This is a genomic window from Qipengyuania aquimaris, assembly GCF_020171965.1.
GTDB lineage: Bacteria > Pseudomonadota > Alphaproteobacteria > Sphingomonadales > Sphingomonadaceae > Qipengyuania > Qipengyuania aquimaris_A.
This window is the reverse complement of sequence record NZ_JAIUZK010000001.1, coordinates 671678-691342: the sequence shown is the minus strand read 5'-3', so window position 1 is coordinate 691342 and position 19665 is coordinate 671678. Positions and strand designations below refer to the sequence as shown.

17 protein-coding genes and 1 other RNA gene are annotated in these 19665 nt (G+C 63.2%); 14 read left to right on the top strand and 4 right to left on the bottom strand.

Annotated features, from left to right (window positions below; genetic code table 11):
• Window positions 1-49 precede the first annotated feature (49 nt).
• The 3 genes from LCM24_RS03340 (at window position 50) to rnpB (ending at window position 1950) form a co-directional block, all read left to right on the top strand.
• Entirely contained in the window at window positions 50-685 is a 636-nt protein-coding gene (locus LCM24_RS03340; protein WP_090481541.1) for an N-acetylmuramoyl-L-alanine amidase, read from the top strand.
• Window positions 686-757: 72 nt separating this feature from the next.
• Window positions 758-1477, top strand: coding sequence for an aquaporin Z (aqpZ, locus tag LCM24_RS03335; RefSeq protein WP_224802745.1), 720 nt, complete (start codon window positions 758-760; stop codon window positions 1475-1477).
• Window positions 1478-1531: 54 nt separating this feature from the next.
• Window positions 1532-1950, top strand: an RNA gene (gene rnpB / locus LCM24_RS03330) — RNase P RNA component class A.
• Between the two features lie 18 nt (window positions 1951-1968).
• Here rnpB and LCM24_RS03325 read toward each other — a convergent pair.
• The gene (locus tag LCM24_RS03325) at window positions 1969-2760 is read right to left on the bottom strand and encodes a metallophosphoesterase family protein (RefSeq protein WP_224802744.1); all 792 of its coding nucleotides are present in this window, start codon (window positions 2758-2760) and stop codon (window positions 1969-1971) included.
• A gap of 268 nt (window positions 2761-3028) precedes the next feature.
• Between LCM24_RS03325 and LCM24_RS03320 the strand changes: the two genes are divergently transcribed.
• Complete coding sequence (locus LCM24_RS03320) at window positions 3029-3778, top strand: TorF family putative porin (RefSeq protein WP_224802743.1); 750 nt, start codon at window positions 3029-3031, stop codon at window positions 3776-3778.
• A gap of 87 nt (window positions 3779-3865) precedes the next feature.
• The gene (locus LCM24_RS03315) at window positions 3866-4303 is read left to right on the top strand and encodes a VOC family protein (protein ID WP_224802742.1); all 438 of its coding nucleotides are present in this window, start codon (window positions 3866-3868) and stop codon (window positions 4301-4303) included.
• A 10-nt stretch (window positions 4304-4313) separates the two neighbouring features.
• Here LCM24_RS03315 and nhaA read toward each other — a convergent pair whose 3' ends face one another.
• Window positions 4314-5543 (bottom strand): Na+/H+ antiporter NhaA, encoded by a 1230-nt coding sequence (nhaA, locus tag LCM24_RS03310; protein ID WP_224802741.1) that lies wholly within the window; start codon window positions 5541-5543, stop codon window positions 4314-4316.
• 120 nt (window positions 5544-5663) lie between these two features.
• On the opposite strand from nhaA, the gene LCM24_RS03305 reads away from it, so the two are divergent.
• The 5 genes from LCM24_RS03305 to LCM24_RS03285 all read left to right on the top strand — a co-directional run bounded on the left by LCM24_RS03305 (window position 5664) and on the right by LCM24_RS03285 (window position 11942).
• Complete coding sequence (locus LCM24_RS03305) at window positions 5664-7025, top strand: glycosyl transferase family protein (protein ID WP_412093786.1); 1362 nt, start codon at window positions 5664-5666, stop codon at window positions 7023-7025.
• Entirely contained in the window at window positions 7022-8143 is a 1122-nt protein-coding gene (locus tag LCM24_RS03300) for a hypothetical protein (protein ID WP_224802739.1), read from the top strand. Before LCM24_RS03305 ends, LCM24_RS03300 begins: the two co-directional genes overlap by 4 nt.
• Before the next feature lie 46 nt (window positions 8144-8189).
• Entirely contained in the window at window positions 8190-9095 is a 906-nt protein-coding gene (locus tag LCM24_RS03295; protein ID WP_090480570.1) for a sulfite exporter TauE/SafE family protein, read from the top strand.
• Window positions 9096-9130: 35 nt separating this feature from the next.
• Window positions 9131-9841: a TIGR02186 family protein gene (locus tag LCM24_RS03290; protein ID WP_224803454.1), complete on the top strand. Its 711-nt coding sequence runs from the start codon at window positions 9131-9133 to the stop codon at window positions 9839-9841.
• A gap of 97 nt (window positions 9842-9938) precedes the next feature.
• Complete coding sequence (locus LCM24_RS03285) at window positions 9939-11942, top strand: ATP-binding protein (protein ID WP_412093785.1); 2004 nt, start codon at window positions 9939-9941, stop codon at window positions 11940-11942.
• Between the two features lie 145 nt (window positions 11943-12087).
• Here LCM24_RS03285 and LCM24_RS03280 read toward each other — a convergent pair whose 3' ends face one another.
• Together LCM24_RS03280 and LCM24_RS03275 are read right to left on the bottom strand one after the other, a co-directional pair.
• Window positions 12088-12822, bottom strand: coding sequence for a 7-carboxy-7-deazaguanine synthase QueE (locus tag LCM24_RS03280; RefSeq protein ID WP_224802738.1), 735 nt, complete (start codon window positions 12820-12822; stop codon window positions 12088-12090).
• A 180-nt stretch (window positions 12823-13002) separates the two neighbouring features.
• Window positions 13003-15837: a valine--tRNA ligase gene (locus tag LCM24_RS03275; RefSeq protein WP_224802737.1), complete on the bottom strand. Its 2835-nt coding sequence runs from the start codon at window positions 15835-15837 to the stop codon at window positions 13003-13005.
• A 217-nt stretch (window positions 15838-16054) separates the two neighbouring features.
• Between LCM24_RS03275 and LCM24_RS03270 the strand changes: the two genes are divergently transcribed.
• Genes LCM24_RS03270 through LCM24_RS03255 form a run of 4 tightly spaced genes read left to right on the top strand, consistent with a single transcriptional unit; the run spans window position 16055 to window position 19610 of the window.
• Window positions 16055-17164, top strand: a complete 1110-nt coding sequence (locus tag LCM24_RS03270) for an ABC transporter permease (RefSeq protein ID WP_224802736.1) — start codon at window positions 16055-16057, stop codon at window positions 17162-17164.
• Window positions 17164-18060: an ABC transporter ATP-binding protein gene (locus tag LCM24_RS03265; RefSeq protein ID WP_224802735.1), complete on the top strand. Its 897-nt coding sequence runs from the start codon at window positions 17164-17166 to the stop codon at window positions 18058-18060. Before LCM24_RS03270 ends, LCM24_RS03265 begins: the two co-directional genes overlap by 1 nt.
• A gap of 3 nt (window positions 18061-18063) precedes the next feature.
• Entirely contained in the window at window positions 18064-19011 is a 948-nt protein-coding gene (locus LCM24_RS03260; RefSeq protein ID WP_221563972.1) for an MlaD family protein, read from the top strand.
• Between the two features lie 14 nt (window positions 19012-19025).
• Window positions 19026-19610: an ABC-type transport auxiliary lipoprotein family protein gene (locus LCM24_RS03255; RefSeq protein ID WP_224802734.1), complete on the top strand. Its 585-nt coding sequence runs from the start codon at window positions 19026-19028 to the stop codon at window positions 19608-19610.
• Window positions 19611-19665 lie beyond the last annotated feature (55 nt).

Sequence of the window (19665 nt, the reverse complement as noted above, 5' to 3'; positions counted from 1 at the left end):
TCGCGAGCGTCTCTCACCCAACTTCGACGAGCGCACCCTGCCGGTCTCGATGGTGGTCATCCATTATACCGAGATGACCGGCCCCGATGTCGCGCTGGAACGTATGTGCGATCCGGAAGCCAAGGTTTCCGCGCATTACCTCATTTCCGAAGCGGGCGAGGTGACCCGTCTCGTCCCTGAAGAAAAGCGCGCGTGGCACGCAGGCCTGTCGTACTGGCGCGGCCACAAGGACGTGAACTCCGCCAGCATCGGGATCGAACTGGATCATCCCGGCCATCTGCACGGATACAGGGATTTCAGCGAAGCGCAGTTCGAAGCCCTCGTGCCGCTGGTCGCGCGGATGGTGAAAGAGCACAACATTCCCCGCGCCAATGTGGTCGGCCATTCCGACGTGGCTCCGGCGCGCAAGATCGATCCGGGCGAGCTCTTCCCGTGGGAACGGCTGGCCGAATATGGACTGTGCCTGCCCACACCCAAGATCGAACTCGGCGACCCGTTCGACAATGACGGCGCGTTCTATCTCGCGCTCGAACGGTTCGGTTACGACATTACCGATGGACACAAGGCGGTCGAAGCCTTCCAGCGCCGCTGGCGCCCGCGAAAGATCGATGGCGAGATCGACGGCGAAGTGCGCGCGATCCTCTTCCAGTTGCTGCTCGACCGCGACCGGGGCGTGACGCGCTAGTTTTCAACAGCCAGGATTGATCTTTGTTAGTATTTGGGCACTCTCTTCCCAGTCGGGAGAGGGAGAGCTCCAATGCTAAGGAAACTATTCGCAGAATTTTTCGGTACCTATTGGCTCGTATTTGGTGGCTGCGGGGCTGCTGTCCTTGCCGCCGCATTCCCCGAATTGGGGATCGGTTTCGCAGGCGTGGCACTCGCCTTCGGCCTGACAGTCCTGACTATGGCTTATGCCGTGGGTGGGATATCGGGAGGCCATTTCAATCCTGCAGTGTCCCTCGGCCTGGCAGTCGCCAACCGCTTCGCATGGAAGGACCTGCTACCCTATTGGGGAGCGCAGCTTATCGGTGCGTTCTGCGCTGCAGGGACGCTGTTCGTGATAGCTTCGGGCGTCGCAGACTGGAGTCCAGGCGGCTTCGCATCCAACGGTTTCGGCGATCTGTCGCCGGGCGGTTATTCGATGCAGGCCGCGCTTGTTGCCGAAGTTATCCTGACAGCGGCATTCCTTGTTATCATTCTTGGCTCGACGTCTGACAAGGTCCCCGGCGGTTTCGCGCCAATCTCGATTGGGCTTGGCCTCACCCTTATCCACCTGATCTCGATCCCGGTTACCAACACCTCGGTGAACCCGGCGCGTTCTACCGGGGTCGCTTTTTATGCCGAAACCGGTGCGGTCGGGCAGCTCTGGCTGTTCTGGCTCGCGCCGCTCGTGGGCGCGGCTATCGGGGCCGCAATCTGGCGTTACTTGCTGTCACCCGACGAGACGCTGGCCAATATCGGAGGAGATGCAGGCTGACACGTATACGAGGCGGCTTTTCCTTAGCCGCCTCTCACCCTATAGGAGCCTGTGCCAGGGGGCCGGGCAGCCGCGGGTGTTCGCATCCGAGGAAAGTCCGGGCTCCACGAAACAAGGGTGGCGGGTAACGCCCGCCGCGGGCAACCGTAGGGAAAGTGCCGCAGAGAGTAGACCGCCGATGGCTCTTTCGGGAGATCAGGCAAGGCTGAAAGGGTGCGGTAAGAGCGCACCGGGGTTCTGGTAACAGCGCCCGCATGGCAAACCCCACCCGGAGCAAGGCCGAATAGGGGTGGCGCGCTCTCGCAAGAGGGCCGGGGTGTTTCGCCCCGAGTGTAACAGCTGCGACCGCCCGGGTTGGCTGCTTGAGCCGCGGAGCGATCCGCGGCCCAGACGAATGGCTGCCGCTGCGGATACGGTCCGGTTTCGGATACCGTCTGCGGAGACAGAACCCGGCTTACAGGCCCCCTGGCGCTTTTACCGAGTAATCTGATTTACGAAGCGGTGATGCTGCCGTCTTCGGCCTGCGTGGCCTGGATCGTGCGCCGGTGATCACCTTCGAGAACGAGTGCGGTCAGGCGACCGGTACGAAATGCCCCGGTATCGATCCCGATCCGGTGGCCATTGTCTTCGACCTCTTCGAAAATCGTATGGCCGTGCACCACGACATGGCTGAGCGGCTCTGCGTGCGAAAGGAAGCGGTCGCGGATCCACAACAGGTCCTTGCGCTTCTGGTCGTCGACGGCCCGCTTGGGATTGATCCCGGCATGGGCCAGCACATAATCGCCGACCACGATGATTTCTTCGAAGCTTTCGAGGAATTCGCGATCCTTGGCAGGCACCGCCTTCTGCATAACCTTCTGCACCTCTTCGAGCTGCATGCGGTTGTATTCCTTCTTCTTCACTCCGTAGCTGAGCACCGTCTCGCGCCCGCCATGACGCAGGAAATGCCGCAGCGTTTCCTTGTCGGTGAAACTGTCGAGGAACATCTCTTCATGATTGCCCGCCAGATAGCGGACGTTGCGCTTCTTGCCCCATTTGCGGGCAAGCTTGATGACGCCCGCGCTGTCGGGGCCACGGTCGACGAGATCGCCAAGGAAAACGACCGTCGTGTCTGCCGCGCCCGCCTGCGCATCGTCTTGCTCAATGGCAGCCTGCAAGGCCTCGAGCAAGTCGAGCCGTCCGTGTATGTCGCCGATCACATACCAACGCTCTCCCTCGGGGACGCGCGCGATGCGGCGGTCCTTTTCGGGTTTGCGGAAGAGATTGCGTAGGGACTGGATCATTGTTTCTCTGGCGGCACGCTCGTGCTGTGCGCATCTAGTGCACAGCCGATATAGCAGCAAGCGCTGAGCCGCAGCTTAACGCCTTCGCAGTTGCACAATAGCCACGCTTAACGTCACGATAGACAAAAGTATCTCAAGTAATCTTGCGCCGAATCAAGCGTTGCTGCACGATCATTGCGATTTCGACCGAGGAGCCCTTCTTAAAAACCGGGACCCGGCGAGAACGCAGGTGGGACGAAGCACCAAACCGAACCCAAGGAGTTCGAATATGCTCACGTCCTTTCGCGGCCGACTGGCCGTTTCGCTCGCCGCTCTTGCATGCGGCCTTTCTTCTCCCGCACTCGCGCAGGACGATGCCGACACTGACGGTGTGACCGTTTCGGCGAATGTCTCGCTCGTGACCGATTATCGTTTCCGCGGCGTTTCGCTGTCCGGCGGCGATCCGGCTATCCAAGGCGGTCTCGATGTGGCTCATGACAGCGGCTTCTACGCCGGTGTGTGGGCGTCTTCGATCGATGGCGGCCCGTCCTACGGCGAGATGGAATTTGACATCTACGGCGGCTGGTCAGGCCAGCTCAGCGAAGGTGTCAGCGTCGATGTCGGCCTTCTCTACTACCTCTACCCCTCCGAAGAACTCGGTCTCGATACCGATTACTGGGAGCCTTACGCCTCGATCGGATTCAACCTCGGTCCGGCAGAAGCGACTGTGGGTGCCGCCTACGCCTGGGAACAGGATTCGCTTGGAGGTGACGACAACCTGTATGTCTACACGGACCTGAGCACCGCCCTGCCCGGAACACCGCTGACCGTAACCGGTCACCTCGGGTACACCGACGGCGTACTCGCGCCGCCGCTACTCGCTGGCGACACGGACGACAGCGGTCTCGATTGGTCGATAGGTGCCAGCTATGCTGCAGGCCCGCTTGAAGTCGGCATTTCCTATATCGGCGTCGAAGGCCCATCCATCGACGGCTTTACCGACGATGCGATCGTGGGAACCGTGACGGCCAGTTTCTAAAGCGAGGCTTCACGCTGACGGATCGGGGGCGCGTCCTTTCGGGCGGGCCCCCTTTTTCTTGGTCCGGCTGCATCCTAAGTATGCCGCATGACCCAATATCTTCACTCCATGATCCGCGTCACCGATCCAGACGCCACTGTCGCATTTTTTGAACTGATCGGACTGAAGGAAGTGCGTCGCAAGGACAGCGAACAGGGTCGCTTCACCCTGATTTTCCTTGCCGCGCCGGGAGAAGAAGGCGTTGCCGAGGTCGAGCTGACCTACAATTGGCCTCCGGAAGACGGCAGCGAGGGGGAGCAATACGACGGCGGCCGCAACTTCGGACATCTCGCTTACCGGGTCGATGACATCTACGAAACGTGCCAGCGGCTGGTCGAAGCGGGACACACGATCAACCGCCCTCCGCGTGACGGGCACATGGCCTTCGTCCGCACGCCCGATGGCATTTCCATCGAGCTGCTGCAGGACGGCTACCTGGAACCCGCCGAACCCTGGGCCAGCATGCCGAACACCGGCAGCTGGTAAGCCCCAGAACTCAGAGATCTTCCTTGTCGAGATAGGGCGACTTCTGATCGTCCGGATGGTCCGTCGTCATGCGCAGGATGGTGTAGCCGACCACTGCGGAAATGAACGAGCCCATCAGGATGCCGATCTTGGCTTCCTCGATCAGCAGTGCATTTCCGGCAAACGCCAGGCCGGAGATGAAGAGCGACATGGTGAAGCCGATACCGCACAGGATCGAAACGCCCCAGATTTCGGTCCAGCTGGCGCCGTCCGGGCGAGGCGCGAAGCCGAGCCGGTCGGCTGCGTAGATCGCCGACAGAATGCCCACCTGCTTGCCGAAGAAGAGGCCTGCTGCGATCGCAATCGGAAGCGGCGCGATAATACCCTCGATGCCGAGATTGCCGATTTCGACGCCGGCATTGGCAAAGCCGAACACCGGGACGATGAGATAGGCGCTCCACGGTGCAAGACCATGTTCCAGATGTTCGAGCATGGTGTCGTCGTCCTTGCCGCGCATCGGAATGGTCAGCGCAGCGACGACGCCTGCGATCGTGGCGTGGACGCCCGAATTGAGCACCAGGAACCAGAGCACGACGGCCATCAGGATGAAAGGCGTGTAAGCCGAAATGCGCGCACGGTTCATGGCCATCATGATGCCGACAACCACTGCTGCGGCCAGCAGCCACATCACCTTGAGGTTGGCGGTGTAGAACAGGGCGATCACCAGCACCGCGCCAATGTCGTCGACGATGGCGACAGTAAGCAGGAAGAGCCGCAGCGAAGCGGGCACCCGGCTGCCGAGAAGGCCCAGAACGCCCATGGCGAAGGCAATGTCAGTTGCCGCCGGGATCGCCCAGCCGCGGGTCAGTTCGCCCGCGCCTTCGGCGTTGACGAAGAAGAGATAGACCAGCGCGGGGAAGATCATCCCTGCTGCAGCCGCAAGGACCGGCATCTTGCGCTGGTCGTTGTCGGACAGTTGCCCTTCGATCCACTCGCGCTTCACCTCGAGGCCGACGACGAAGAAGAAGATCGCCATCAGTCCGTCGTTGATCCACAGGTGCAGGGTGTTCAGCTTGAACACGTCGGCGCTGAACAGCTCACCGTGGAAGAGGTGATGGTAATCCTCTGCCAAAGCGGAGTTGGCGGCCAGCATTGCAGCGATGGCAACCAAGATCAGCAGGATACCCGCTGATGCATCGCTGACGAAGAGCGCGCGAACCGGTGCGAAAACGAGGCGGATGGGTGAAGGACGGTTACTCATATCGCGTGCTCTCTTTCGCAAAGCATCGTGCGTTGCAAGGGGCTATTCTGCAGGTTAGGGAAGCGACAGGGGGATAAAGGGTTGCCGGTCGCACAATTTACGTCTGCCGAATGGCTTGCGTTGCTTCAGCACGAGCTGTTGCTGCTTGCCGCGGTGTTCTTCGCCATTGGACTGATCGATGAGCTTGCAATCGACCTGACCTATCTATGGTTGAGGCTGACGGGCAGGGCGAAACCGATGGAAGTCGGAGGGAGAGGCTACTTCCGCCAAGAACTGTCCGGAATGGCCGCGATCTTCATCCCGGCTTGGCAGGAGGATGCTGTTATCGGGCCGACGCTGGCCCATGCGCTTTCAGCCTGGCCCCAAGACGACGTGCGGGTCTATGTCGGGTGCTATCGCAACGATGCGGCCACGATCGCATCGGTCGCAGTGGCCGCGCGCAGCGATGAGCGGATCCGCGTGGTGATCGTCGGGGCGGATGGCCCGACCAGCAAGGCTCATTGCCTCAACCGGCTCTATCGGGCCCTGTGCGACGACGAGGCACGCCTACGCGTCAAGGCACACATGGTGGTGTTGCACGATGCCGAGGACATGGTCGACGAAGCAGCGCTGGTCACGCTCGACCGGGCGATATGGCATGACGATTTCGTCCAGTTGCCGGTCATGGCCCTGCCGCAATCGGATTCGCCGTGGATCGCCGGCCACTATTCCGACGAATTCGCGGAATCCCACGCGAAGGCGATGGTAGTGCGCGATGCGCTTGGCGTGTCCGTTCCCGGAGCAGGTGTCGGCTCCGCGATCAGGCGCCCAATGCTGGATCAACTGGCGAGGCTCCACGCCGGCGAGCCCTTCGCTTCCGCCTCGCTCACCGAAGATTACGAGCTGGGCCAGCGGATCTGCGCTGTCGGGGGGACCGGACGGTTTCTCAGGGCAAGGACACCTGACGGCCGCCTTGTTGCCACCCGCGCATTTTTCCCTTCCGATCTTTCCGCCGCCGTGCGCCAGAAGACCCGCTGGACCCACGGCATCGCACTTCAGGGGTGGGATCGCCTCGGCTGGCGCGGGACGCTGGCAGAACGCTGGATGACGCTGCGCGACCGGCGTGGCCCCCTGGCAGCCCTGGTCCTGGCGATCGCCTATCTCCTGGTCCTCTCCGCGATAGTCTCGCAGGTTTCAATCGCTGCAGGCTTGGTCGCGCCCTTGGAGCCTTCGCCAATCCTGCGCGGACTTCTGGTTTTCACCATGTTCGGGCTGGTCTGGCGGCTGGCGGTGCGCGGTTTGTTCACTGGCCGCGAGTATGGACTGAAGCAGGGCCTTATCGCGGTTCCGCGAGTCCTCGTTTCCAATGTCATCGCCATCATGAGCGGTCGACGCGCATTGGTCGCCTATTGGCGCAGTCTGCGCGGTGCGCCGGTCGTCTGGGACAAGACCGAACATCACGATCACCCCTCGCTCGCACTGCCCAGGGCAGCATTCGCATGATCGGGGCATCGGCCAACCGCCGCGGGCAGCCGCTCGTGTTCCTGTTCGTGCTGCTGGGCGGATGGATGACGCTCAGGCTCATGACATGGGAAAATCCCTGGCCGCAGGAATTGCTCCGTAATCTGGAATTGCCAGTGATCGACCAAGTGTTTGGGGGCGAGCCAGTCGAAGGTACAGTGCCCGATGAAAGCGCAGGCGACCCGGATTTGCTTGAAGCGTCGCCTCGCGACATGCCTGTTTCGCTGGATGCGCCGCCGTTGCAAATTCTGCCCGCGAGCGCGGAAGTGCCTCCGCATTTCGTTCAGGACCGGAGCGTAACTGGACACAACCTGATGTGGATGGCCGCGATGTCGCGCTTGCCTATGCCCAGGAGTGTTGCCGCGGCTCTCGACCGGCACGAAGGCAGCGCGCAAGCTGCCATTCCTTTGCCGGAAGGGACGCAAAGGAAAACCAGGCCTTGGCGTTTCGACGGCTGGCTCTTGCTCCGCGGCGAAGGCCGTAGCTCGATCTCTGGCGGAGACCGTCCCTCGAGCTATGGTGCTAGCCAGGTCGGCGGCGTGCTCTCCCATCGCTTGTCCCATTCATCAAGTCACCAGCCAGCGGTTTATCTCAGGACCAGCGCCGCGCTGCGGGAGCCGCGGGAAAGCGAGGCCGCTTTCGGACTGCGCGCGCGTCCGCTTGCCGGCTTGCCTGTGCAGCTTCATGCAGAGGCGCGATTGTCCGATCGATCGGGCCGGCTCGAATTTCGCCCCGCGCTCTTTGCCACGGCAGGGGTGGAACGGAGTGATTTGCCGCTTGGCATGACGGTTCGCGGATATGGGCAGGTCGGCTATGTGGCGGGAAGCTATTCCAGCGCTTTCGTGGACGGGATGGCGGTGGCGGAGCGCGAGGTGGCGCGCTTCGACCTTGGAAAGATCGAGGCCGATCTCAACGCCGGGGCCGGCGCTTGGGGCGGGGCGCAGAAGGGCGCGAGCCGCCTGGATGTAGGCCCGACCGCCAGCATGGACGTACGCATGGGCGAGGTTTCCGCGCGCCTCTCGCTCGATTATCGCGTCCGGGTTGCAGGTGACGCCGAACCGGGGAACGGGCCGGCATTTACCCTTTCAACGGGCTTTTGACACGGTTCAGCTTTAATAGAGAGTGACGCTGCGATAGGGCGGGGCAATGGATGTCTATCTCCCCATTGCAAACCTGTCCGTCGACGGACTGGTAATCGTCGCGCTTGGGGCGCTGACGGGCATCCTGTCCGGCCTGTTCGGCGTGGGCGGCGGCTTCCTGACAACGCCGCTGCTGATCTTTTACGGCATCCCGCCGACCGTGGCTGCGGCATCGGCATCGACCCAGGTGACCGGCGCCAGCGTTTCCGGCGTTATCGCACATTCCAAGCGCCGCGGCGTCGACTACCGCATGGGAGCGGTGATGATCGGCGGCGGCGTGATCGGGTCCGGCTTCGGCGCGCTCCTGTTCAATTTCTTCCGCTCGATCGGCCAGATCGATGTGGTCATCAACGCGCTCTACGTTGTCTTGCTCGGATCGATCGGCCTGTTGATGGCGAAGGAAGCGATCCAGACCCTGCGCGGGACGGGCGGGGCACAGGCCGCAAGACGTCGCCATCACCCGCTGGTCGCCAGCCTGCCTTTCCGGTGGCGGTTCTACGGATCGGGGCTTTACATCTCGCCGCTCGCGCCGCTGATCGTGGGCATCGTGGTGGGCATACTCACCATGCTCATGGGGGTGGGCGGCGGCTTCATCCTGGTGCCCGCCATGCTCTACATTCTCGGCATGAGCGCCAACGTCGTCGTTGGCACCAGCCTCTTCAACATTCTCTTCGTGACCATCGCGACCACGATCATGCACTCGGTCACTACGCGGGCGGTGGACATCGTGCTGGTCGCGCTGTTGCTGCTGGGATCGGTCTCGGGCGCGCAGATCGGGTCGCAATTCGCGGTCAAGGCGAAGCCGGAAGCGCTGCGCCTCGTCCTTGCCGCTATCGTGCTGCTGGTGGCCTTCCGCATGTTCCTCGGCCTCTTCTACCGGCCTGATGAAATCTACACGGTCTACCCGCTGTGAGGGCGATACTGCTTCTCTTCGCGGCCTTCTTCCTGATGGGCCAGCGCGATCCGGTTCTCGTTCCGGAAGTCTCGCAGCATGAGGTGCAGGTGAGGCAGGGCTTCGTCGGGCAGGAATTACTGCTGTTCGGCGCCGTGCTCGATCCGGCCGGACGTGCGGGCCAGGACTATGACATCGTGGTGGTCCTCAAGGGACCGAGCGAGCCGATCCGCCTGCGCGAGAAAGAGCGTTTCATCGGCGTCTGGGTCAATGCGGAAAGCAGCGATTTCCGCTCGGTGCCGAGCTATTTCGCAGTCGCTTCCTCGCGTCCGATCACCGAGATCGTCGACGACAAGACAGCCGCGATCTACGAATTCGGCACAGACTATATCCAGCTCTCGCCCAGCGGGTCGATCAATCCCGAAGAGCAGCGGCGGTTCGCAGCAGGCCTCGTCGATCTGAAGCGCAGGCTCGGCCTTTACCGCGAGGATTTCGGCGGCGTGCAGATCAGCGAGAGCGTGCTCTACCAGGCGCGTATCGAATTGCCGTCCAACGTGACCACGGGCACCTACACTGCCGAGACTTTCGCCGTAACGCGGGGCCGTGTGATCGCGTCCGCTGTCTCCGAGGTCGAGGTAAAAAAGGTCGGCTTCGAGCGTTTCGTGGAAGATAGCGCGAACCAGTGGGGTCTCGCCTACGGCCTGATCGCCGTGCTCCTCTCGGTCGGGATGGGCTGGGGGGCAGGCCGACTTTTCGCTCGTCTCTGAGGCGCTTTCCCATTCATCGTTGACGCGATTTTAACCGTTCTGCGGCATTCCACCCCTGCAATTATGCGTGATCTGCACGAGGGATGTGGGCCGAATTATGAACGACATGAGCAAGGGCAACTTCCGGACTTTCGACCCGGCCAAGGAAGACGGCGCCGAGCCGCCGCAGCCGCGCGGTAACAGCTTGCGCGATCGCATCCGCCGTTCCGAACAGGCCCAGCAGCCCGCACCCGCCGTGTCGCGCTCTGGCTATGTGCACCAGCCGCAAGCCCAGCCCCAACCGCAGCCGCAGGTCGAACATCCGCCCGCCGCCTCGCAGCAAGCCGCGCCTCAGGAAGCTGCCGCTCCGCAGCCCGACTATGCGCCGGCACCCGCCCAGGAACAGGCCGAACGCCCCGTGCCGCAGCCGGCTCCCCGGCAAGAAGCGGTAACAGCACCTGCCGACGCTGCTCCTGAAAAGCAGTCCAGCCCCGAGGAGACTCCCGAGCAGACAGGTGATGGCGATAACGCGATGCAGCCCATCGGCGTAGTTCTCGAAATCGCGGGCTCCGGCTCGCAGGTCGCCATCGACCTCCAGCGCCTGACCGAATGCGCCGACGACAAGGATCCTTCCGTCGCCATGGCCGGGCAGGTCGGCTCGCAGATCAAGATCCGCGTCGGCAACAGCTGGCTCCTCGCCAGCGTTCGCAACCAGAAGCGCGACCGCAAGGCGGGCAGCATTCTCGCCAACATCGACTTCCTCGGTGAAGGCGTGGAAGAGAAGCTGACCGGCAGGCTGCACGGTTTCCGCCGCGGTGTGACCCGTTACCCGGTGCCCGGCGCGATGGTCTATCCCGCCAGCACCGCCGATCTCAAACAGGTCTACGCCAGCGATGGCCGCAGCGCGGTCACGATCGGCAAGGTCTACCCGACCAAGGACATCCGCGCCGGCATTTATGTCGACGCCATGCTGGGCAAGCACTTCGCCCTCCTCGGTTCGACCGGTACAGGTAAATCGACCAGCGCCGCCCTGATCCTCCACCGGATTTGCGAAGCAGCGCCGGAAGGCCACATCGTCATGGTCGACCCGCACGGCGAATATGCGTCCGCGTTCCGCCAGACCGGTGTCATCCTCGACGTCTCGAACCTCCAGATGCCGTACTGGATCATGAACTTCGAAGAGCATTGCGAAGTCCTGCTTACCAGCAATGGCAACGACCGCCAGATCGATGCTGACATTCTGGCCCGCTGCCTGCTGAAGGCGCGGCAGAAGAGCCGTCTTGCCGAACAGATGGGCAAGATTACGGTGGATTCGCCCATTCCTTACCTTCTGTCGGACCTGTCGAACGCGATCCAGGACGCGATGGGGAAGCTCGACAAGGCAACGAATTCCGCACCTTACATGCGGATCAAGAACAAGCTCGAAGAGCTCAAGACCGATCCGCGTTACCAGTTCATGTTCTCCGGCATGCTCGTCGCCGACACGATGGCGGACTTCATCTCCAAGATCTTCCGCATGCCCGCAGGCGGGAAGCCTATCTCGATCATCGACGTGTCGGGCGTGCCTTCGGACATCACCTCGACCGTGGTTGCCGTGCTCAGCCGCCTCGTGTTCGACTTCGCGATCTGGGGCCGCGAGGAAAAGACCACGCCGATCCTCCTCGTCTGCGAGGAAGCCCACCGCTATGTGCCGAGCGAGAAGAACGCCGACGGCAACTCTGTCGGCACCATCCTGTCGCGCATCGCGAAGGAAGGTCGTAAATATGGCATCAGCCTCGGCCTCATCACGCAGCGTCCGTCCGACCTTGCCGAAGGCGTGCTGTCGCAGTGCGGTACGATCATCTCCATGCGTCTCAACAACGACCGCGACCAGGACTTCGTGCGCGCCGCGATGCCCGAAGGTGCACGTGGTTTCCTCGATGCCATTCCCGCGCTGCGCAACCGCGAGTGCATCATCTGCGGCGAGGGTGTCGCCATTCCGATCCGCGTCAGCTTCGACAATCTCGAAGAGGTCAAGCGCCCGGCTTCGGAAGACCCGAGCTTCGTCGAGATGTGGAGCCAGAGCGGCGGCGAGGAAGACATCGTCCAACGGACCGTCCAGCGCTGGCGCAGCCAGGGGTAAGAGGGAAGGGGCTGACGCTCCGAACTAGCTCCGCTGGCCCGAACCCTAGCCGCGGCAGCCAAAGCGCGACCGCGCGTCGCCGTCTTTGCGGCGAAGCCAAGCCGCACGGAGGTGCGGCGCCCGGCGTCTGAGGGTCACAAGAGGGCTACGTCCCTCTTGTGTCTCCAAAAAGGTGTATATGCAGGCGGTCGCTCATGCGGAAGCCGTGCTTGAGGCATAGATCGGCCAGCCATTTCTCGCGGGTGCGCAGCGTTTCGCTGTCGGTGCCTTCGGGCATCAGGAAGACATGGCCGGGGCGGAAGCGATAGCGTTCGTGCAGAGCCAGCACCTCGTCCACGTCGGAAGGCTCTGCGATCACGAATTTGAAGAAGGCGCGCGGATCGGTGGCGTAATCGTCGAGCCGCTCGGGCAGCAGCGCGAGATCCGCCGGATTGCCGCTATGCGCCAGCTTGGGGCTGACGTTGAACTGGTCGATGCGGATGTCGAGCGGGACCGGGGCCTTGGTGGTGCCGTTGGTTTCGATCTCCACGCTGATATCGGGCAGGTGGTCCAGCAACTTGGCAAGCGCCGGTGCCTGCAGCAGCGGCTCCCCGCCGGTTATGACCAGCCGGTCCTGCCCGAGCGCCAGGATACGCTCGGCGACCTCGGCCTCGTCCAGAGTGACCTGGTTGGCTTTTCGCTCGAAGGTCCGATCGTCGCGGTGGGGTCGATTATCGCCTTCGAAATGCCAGGTGTAGGCCGTGTCGCACCACACGCAGGCAAGGTTGCAGCGCGACAGGCGCATGAAGGCGACGGGCCGGCCCACGCTCGGCCCTTCGCCCTGCACGGAGGCGAAGATTTCAGGCCCGCCCGTATCGTCCGTGGCGAGGACTAGCGCCATCGGGCGATCCCCGAAGGCGACAAAGGCGACACCGTGTCACCCGGCGGAACAGCGGCCAAAGCTCTGTTTTCGCGGGCAAATGCAGCGTCCCCGCCAGGGTGACACCTGGCGCGGCGGATTTCGGGGCGAGCGGTGTTCATGCCTGTCTTGTGCCACAGCCGGGCCGGGTAGGAAAATTTCCTAGCCCAGCCGCGCCAGTGCCGCCTTCAACCGTTCGATCTCGGCCGTGTGATGCGCGAAGTCGGCGCGCGCCTTTTCGACTGCCTCGGGCTTGGCGCGTTCGACGAAGTTCGCATTGTTCAGGCGACCTTCGAGCGATTTGGCTTCCTTGGTGGAGGCTTCCATCGCCTTGGACAGGCGCGCCTTTTCCGCCTCGATGTCGATCACGCCTTCGAGCGGCACGATGAAAGCATCGTCGCCCGCTGCGACCTGCATGGCCGCGCCACCGGGCGCTTCTTCGAAGCGGACCGGCGTGAGGCGCGCGAGACGCTCGATCGCGGCGGCGTTCTCTTCCACCACCTTGCGGCCCAGCGCCGACGGGGTAGGGCAATAGGCTTCGAGCTTCGCGCCCGGCGCGATGCCGAGTTCGTTCTTCGCCGTACGGACCGCGCTGGTGAGCGCGATCAGCCAGTCGATCTCGGCCTTGGCGCTTGCATCGACTTCGGCCTGCGGATCGGGCCATTTGGCGGTGATCAGCGGATAGTCGGGCCGGTCGCCCTGCTTCGACCACAGCTCTTCGGTGATGAAGGGCATGAAGGGGTGGAGCATGACGAGGATCTGGTCGAGCGCCCAACCGGCGACCGCCTTGGTTTCCTCATCGAAATTGCCCTTGATCAGCTCAATATACCAGTCGCAGAACCGGTCCCACACGAAGTGGTAGATCGTGTTCGCGGCGGCATCGAAGCGCAGGTCGGCCATCGCCTGTTCGAGCGCATTCTTGGTCTCGACGACTTCGCCGATGATCCACTTGTTGACCGCCTGCGTCGCGGCGGGCGCGGCGATGCTGGTGCTCGCGCCGATGCCGTTAGACTGGCAGAAACGCGTGGCATTCCAGAGCTTGGTCGCGAAGTTGCGATAGCCTTCGACGCGGCGTTCATCCATCTTGATGTCGCGGCCCTGGCTTTCCATCGCCGACATGAAGAAGCGCAGTGCATCGGCACCGTACTGGTCGATCAGGCCGAGCGGGTCGACGACATTGCCCTTGGACTTCGACATCTTCGCACCGTCCGCTGCACGCACGAGGCCGTGCAGATAGAGCCGCGGCCACGGCGCCTTCCCGGTCAGGTGCATGCCCTGCATCATCATGCGCGCATCCCAGAAGAACAGGATGTCGAAGCCGGAAATCAGCAGGTCGTTGGGATAGTGCTTGTCGAGCAGGTCGGTCTTGTCCGGCCAGCCAAGCGTGGCGAAAGGCCAAAGCGCGGAAGAGAACCACGTGTCGAGGACGTCGTCGTCGCGCCAGACCATGATCTGCGATCCGTCGGTGACCTCACCAAAGGGAACCTCGTCGAGGTCAGCCTCGACAATCCTATCGGCTTCGACACCGAGGCTCTCGGCGATCTTCGCTTTGGCCTCTTCGAATGTATTTGCCACCACGGGCTCCACGCCCTTTGGCTCTTCAGGGTAATAGGCTTCTTTCGATGCTGAATTGACATCGGGACCATACCAGGCCGGGATGCGGTGCCCCCACCATAGCTGGCGGCTCACGCACCAGGGCTGGATGTTTTCCATCCAGTTGAAGAATGTCTTTTCCCAGCTCTTCGGGACGATCTCGATGGTGCCGTCCTTGACCGCCTCGATCGGTGCCTTGGCGAGGGTTTCGGCATCGACATACCATTGGTCGGTCAGCCACGGCTCGATCACCACGCCGCCGCGGTCGCCGAAGGGCGTTGCGATGGTGCGCGGCTCGGCGTCGTGGAGGGTTTCGTTGCCTTCCTTGTCCTTGGTGACATGCGGGATGAGGAAGCCGAGCTCCTTCATGCGCGCCACGACCAGTTCGCGTGCGCCGTCGACGCCGTCCCGCTTGAAGCGGTGCAAGCCGAGAAATTCGTCCGGTACCAGCCCGTCGGCGGTCTGGCAGACATTGCCTTCGGCATCGAGCATGTTGAGCATTTCGGCAGGAGCGAAGCCTGCGCGCTTGCCCACGTCGAAGTCGTTGAAATCGTGGCCCGGCGTGATCTTCACGCAGCCCGAACCGAGTTCCGGATCGGCATGCTCGTCGGCAACGACCTTGAAGCGGCGACCGGTGATCGGCTGGAGGATGTCCTTGCCCACCACCGACTTGTAGCGCTCATCATCGGGGTGAACCGCGACCGCCATGTCGGCCAGCATCGTCTCGGGACGCGTGGTGGCGACAACGAGGTAATCCTTGCCTTCCGAAGTCGTGACGCCGTCTGCCAGCGGGTAACGGAAATGCCAGAAGCCGCCCTTCACATCGACCGTCTCGACCTCGAGGTCGGAAATCGCGGTCTTGAGCTTCACGTCCCAGTTCACCAGCCGCTTGTCGCGGTAGATGAGGCCGTCATTATAAAGGTCGACGAAGGTCTTGAGCACGGCATTGGAAAAATGCTCGTCCATCGTGAACTGCTCTCTGGACCAGTCCATCGAGCAACCGAGACGGCGCAGCTGGCGCGTGATCGTGCCGCCGCTTTCCTCTTTCCATTCCCAGACCTTGCCCACGAAATCCTCGCGCGAGTAATTCGTGCGCTTGTCCTGGCGTGCTTCCATCTGGCGCTCGACCACCATCTGCGTGGCGATGCCCGCATGGTCGGTGCCGACCACCCACAGCGCATCCTTGCCGCGCAGGCGCTCGTAACGGATCACCACGTCCTGCAACGTGTTGTCGAGCGCATGGCCGATGTGGAGGGAGCCCGTCACGTTCGGCGGAGGGTTCACGATGGTGAAGGGCTCGGCATCGGGCCGCTCGGGCCGGAAGAGGCCGTTTTCCTCCCAATGCGCGTACCAGCGCTGCTCGATATCGGCGGGATCGAAGGTCTTTGAAAGCTCGGTGGTCATTGGTCTGTTCGCTCACGCTCGCTGGCGGCACCGGCCCGCTCCCCCACCCGGCCACCCGACAGGATAATGCCATGGGTGGACGGGTGGGGGAGTGGGCCGGTGCGGTAAATTTCGTAGGACGCCAATGCCAGTGCGCATTGTGCGATGCAACGGGATATAGCCTTCGCACGCTTACGTGCTTGTTTGGCGACTGAAATCCGCGCATACGGGGAGCCGAATGACAGGGCTTGCACAATTCGAGATCGTCGAGGGGGACGGGGGTTCCGCACTGGTACTTACCGGGCCCTATCTCGTGTCCACGATCGGCTCGATCGACGACGACCTGCGCAGCATGGATGGCGGCGTGGCCACGATCGACCTGTCCGGCGTGTCGGAAATCGACACGGTGGGAGCATGGCTGGCCTGCACGCTCGCGACGGAGCACGATGCCGAAATCACCGGGGCGAGCTCGCGTGCGCAGCGATTGCTGGATGCGATTTCGGGGCTTGGCGGCGAAGAAAAGCTCGGCGCGCCGCGCCTGCCGTTCTGGAGCCGGGTGCCCGATGCGATGGGCGAAAAGATCTTCAATGCCCGCAGCGGCATCATCGGGGTCATCAGTTTCCTCGGCGCGCTGCTGATTTCTGCCGGATCGCTGATCCGCAATCCGCGGCGCTTCCGCACGGTCGCCCTGTTCCGCCAGATGGAGCTGGTGGGCGTGTCGGCCCTGCCGATCATCGGCCTGATGAGCTTCCTTATCGGCATCGTCATCGCACAGCAGGGCGCGGTCCAGCTGGCGCAATTCGGCGCGGAAACGCTGACGATCAATCTCGTCGGGCGAATCACACTGCGCGAACTGGGCGTGCTGATGACCGCGATCATGGTCGCCGGCCGCTCGGGCAGTGCCTTTGCCGCCGAAATCGGCACGATGAAGCTGACCGAAGAAATCGATGCCATGCGCACGATCGGCATCTCCCCGATGGAGGCGCTGGTCATCCCGCGCATCCTGGCGGCCGTCCTGATGATGCCGCTGCTGGGCTTCTACGCCTCGTGCATGGCGATCATCGGCGGTGCGGTCATCGGCGACACCATGCTGGGCATTCCCTTCTGGACCTTCCTCAGCCGCATCCAGGAAGTGGTGCCCACATACGATCTTTGGGTCGGCCTCGTGAAAGCGCCGGTGTTCGGCCTGATCGTGGCGCTGGCGGGCTGCTACAACGGGATGCAGGTGAAGGGTAATTCCGAAGAGGTCGGCAAGCGCACCACGCTGTCGGTCGTCGCTGCCATCTTTGCGGTCATCGTGCTCGATGCCTTCTTCGCCGTCTTCTTCACCGAAATCGGGTGGGCGTGATGGCAGACGGCAGCAAGGCCACACACGAACGCTTTCGCGGCGATTTTCCCATCGTCGTCGACGGGCTGGTCAACCGCTTCGGCACGCAGACCGTGCACGAGGATCTCGATCTCAAGGTGCGGCGCGGCGAAATCCTCGGCGTCGTGGGCGGTTCGGGCACGGGCAAATCGGTGCTCATGCGCTCGATCATCGGCCTCCAGCCGCCATCGGGCGGCAATATCGAGGTGTTCGGTCAGTCGATCACCGAGGCGGAGCCCGACGAGGTGCTGGGCGTGCGCGATCGCTGGGGCGTATTGTTCCAGGGCGGCGCGCTGTTCTCCACCCTCACTGTGGGCGAGAACGTCGAAGTCCCGCTCAAGCAGTTCTACCCCGACATCTCCGACGAATTGCGCCACGAGATCGCGCGCTACAAGGTGATGCTCTCCGGCCTTCCCGAAGAAGCGGTCAGCAAATACCCGAGCGAGCTTTCGGGCGGCATGAAGAAACGCGCAGGCCTCGCGCGAGCGCTGGCGCTCGATCCCGAACTGCTGTTCCTGGACGAGCCGACCGCAGGGCTCGACCCGATCGGCGCATCGGCCTTCGACCGCCTGACCAAGGAACTGAAGGAAACGCTGGGGCTGACCGTGTTTCTCATCACCCACGATCTCGATACGTTGCACGAGATCTGCGACCGGGTCGCTGTGCTGGCGGACAGGAAGGTTATCGCCGTCGATACGGTGCCGAACCTGATGGAACTCGATCACCCCTGGATACAGGAATATTTCAACGGACCGCGCGGACGTGCCGCACTGACGGCGCAGGCGCTCGACGAACTGCGCCAGCACATGGACCGGCCGGTCGCCGCCCATGCGGTCAAAGCGTTGGACAAAACGCCTCCGGGCAAGGATAAGGCCTAACCAATGGAAACGCGGGCAAATTACATCTGGGTGGGGGCTGTAACGCTGGCCGTATTGGCCGCGCTTGCGCTCTTCATCGTCTGGCTGGCGCGCTGGGGCGAAGGCGCCCAGAAGGAATACGACATCTTCTTCAAGCAGTCGGTTGCAGGCCTCGCCAATGGCAGCCAAGTCAGCTTTGCGGGCGTGCCCGTGGGGCAGGTCAACCAGATCGTGCTGTGGGATAAGGACCCCGAATTCGTCCGCGTGCGCATCAGCGTGAAGGAAGAAGTGCCGATCCTGGTCGGTACCACCGCCACCATCCAGGGCAGTTTCACCGGCGTTTCGACTATCCTGCTGGATGGCGCGCGCAGCGGTGCGCCGCCCATCACCTGCGAAACAACGGCCTGCACCGAAGGCGTGCCGATCATCCCGCCGCAGGACGGGGGCCTCAATGCGCTGCTGTCCAACGCGCCGCTGCTGCTCGAACGGCTGGCGACGCTGACCGAACGCCTGACTCAGCTGCTGGACGAGGAAAACCAGGGCGAGATTGCCGGCATCCTTGCCAATACCAACCAGATGACGCGCAGCCTTGCCGAAACGGCCCCGCAGATCGAGCGGACCATGGCCGAATTGCAGGTCACCCTGCGCGAAGCGGCCGAAGCGCTGGACGAGTTCGAAAAGGTCACGGCATCGACCGACCGCCTGATCAATACCGAGGGCGAGCAGTTGGCACAGGAACTGCGCAAGACGCTGGCTTCGGCGGGCGGCGCGGCCAAGGCGCTGGAACAGACGCTCGAAGAAGCGCGCCCGGCGACCAAGCAGCTGACAGAAAGCACGCTGCCAGCCGCCGAAGCGACGCTGCGCGACCTGCGCGCCACCAGCAAGGCGCTGCGCAGCGTGACCGAAAAGATCGACGAGAAGGGCGCAGGCTCGCTGCTTTCCAGCCAGCCGCTGCCCGAATACGAACCATGAGACGGGATCGCGCGATGAACACGACCAAGACCCTCGCCATCCTTGCCCCGGCCCTGCTCCTGGGCGGCTGCATCAGCTTCGGCGCCGAACCGCCCGAAAGCCTGCTGACCCTGACGCCCACGGCCACCGCGCCTGCCGGGACCGGCGGCTCGAGCGATGCGGGCACCGCTCTTGCGCTGACCGAGTTTGAGGCCCCGGCCGCGCTCGACGTGACGCGCGTGCCCGTGCAGGTGAACGCCACCGAACTCGCCTACCTCAAGGATGCGGTGTGGGTGGAAAAGCCCGCCCGCCTGTTCCGCCGCCTGATCGCGGAAACCATCCGCACGCAGTCGGGCCGCGTGGTCGTCGACGGTGACGATCCGGGCGCGATGGCGGTCAACCGCATCTCGGGCACCCTGCGCCAATTCGGCTACGACGCCTCGACCTCCAGCGTAGTGGTCGTCTTCGACGCCGTGCGCGCGGGCGAGGGCAGCGCAGTCGAAACCCGCCGCTTCGAAGCCGTGGTCCCGGGCGTGACGCCCGACGTCCAAGGCGTCGGCCCCGCTCTCAACCGCGCGGCAAACGATGTGGCCGTGCAGGTCGCGGAGTGGGTTGGCTAGGCCGTAAGGGTGCAGAAAGTCCGCTGACGTCCCGATTGCCGACATTGGGTACGCC